Source organism: Prevotella sp. P4-119 (assembly GCF_002251345.1).
GTDB lineage: Bacteria > Bacteroidota > Bacteroidia > Bacteroidales > Bacteroidaceae > Prevotella.
Genome location: NZ_NPJB01000101.1, coordinates 1 through 1,005, shown reverse-complemented (window position 1 = coordinate 1,005; position 1,005 = coordinate 1). Strand labels below are relative to the sequence as shown.

Genomic DNA, 1,005 nt, shown 5'->3' with positions numbered 1-1,005 from the left:
ACTTCATCATAATGCTCGTAAAGCGTGGCGGCAATAACATTGAAACTCTTAAAGCCAGAGTCGTCCACTTTGTTATACCAGCGTGCAAGCGAGAGTCTTGCAGCATCTTTGACGGTATTCTTGGAAAATATCATTCTTAATGAATGCGTAAGCGAATAGGCTTCTTTAAGGTCAGGATACGTTTCAAAGAGCACCTCAGCTCTTTGTCTCTGACTTTCTGTCCATTTGTCGGCAGATTTGAAAAGCAGATATCTGCTGCGAGCCAACAACTGCTTGTGGGTGTCACCGTTTGCAAGCACAATTGGAGTGTATGCTTCACCCAAACATTTGGCCTCTTCCCTGGCGTCCGTGTCTGCTTGAATGGCATCCCATCTATGCGCGATGCGCATCTCCTGCAAGGCATCACATGCAAGTTTCTGTATATGAAAGCGGTCTATGGTACGCATTGCATTCGGGAAACAGCGTCTGGCTATAAGTCGCATGGAATTCGACATGTCCATTGTTATCTCCTTAACCATCAGTCTCTTGTCCTCATCAATGCGCATAAGTGCTTCCGTGACAACATCTGCCGCCACACCTTTTACAATAGCAATGATGGTACCTTTACCCCCATGTGAAGATCTGTTGCTTACTATCGTGTACAGTTCACCGTTGCTTGGAGCCGTTTCGTCAATGCAGATGCTTTCACCTATGTTTTCGGGAAAGACAAGCCAGTCTTCTGCATGCGAGAGTTCGGACCATTCGCGATAGCCGCTGAGCACTTCCTTATATTGCTTTTCAAACGTATCTCCGTTTATGTGATAATAGTGGTCAAGCGAACGGGAGGTCGTAGGAATCGTCTCCATACACTCCTTTTAAAAAAGCCGCAAACTCCTTGGAGTAGCGGGTTCCTTCAGCCTTCAGCTCATAAGAGTCGGAGAAGTATCGGTTATTCTGCTTGTCGTACCATTTGCGTCTTCTGACGATTAGATCAACACCTTTGTCGCGGATCGGGAAGTCACGTAT

Annotated in this window: 1 protein-coding gene and 1 pseudogene; both read right to left on the bottom strand. The window is 46.4% G+C overall.

Features of this window, described 5'->3' with window-relative positions:
- The coding region (locus tag CIK89_RS12585; protein WP_094391706.1) for a transposase at positions 1 to 845 on the bottom strand (845 nt) is incomplete at its 3' end.
- Positions 811 to 1,005: pseudogene (locus tag CIK89_RS12580) on the bottom strand (hypothetical protein); the annotation flags it as partial. The gene CIK89_RS12585 and the pseudogene CIK89_RS12580, both read right to left, overlap by 35 nt.